Consider the following 258-nt stretch of genomic DNA (forward strand, 5'->3'; position numbering starts at 1 on the left):
GGGCGGACCGCCGTCCACGGGATCGCCGAGACTGTCGATCACGCGCCCGAGCATCATGTCGCCGACCTTCACGGCGAGCGGCCGCGCGAGCCCGATCACGCGCGTCGAGCGCGAGATGTGTTCGAGTCGCGCGAATGGCGAGAGCAGCGCCACGTCGCGCGTGAAGCCGATCACTTCCGCGTGCTGCAGCAGCTCGCCATTGGGCGCGCGCAACTCGCACAGTTCGCCGAGCGAGAGGTCGAGGCCGCCGACCTTGAT

General features: G+C 69.8%; 1 pseudogene. It reads right to left on the minus strand.

What is annotated here, in order from left to right:
* A pseudogene (locus tag R2R70_RS21350) lies at positions 1-258 on the minus strand (EscN/YscN/HrcN family type III secretion system ATPase); the annotation flags it as partial.

The sequence above is a fragment of the Cobetia sp. SIMBA_158 genome (assembly GCF_046566945.1).
GTDB classification, from domain to species: domain Bacteria; phylum Pseudomonadota; class Gammaproteobacteria; order Pseudomonadales; family Halomonadaceae; genus Cobetia; species Cobetia amphilecti.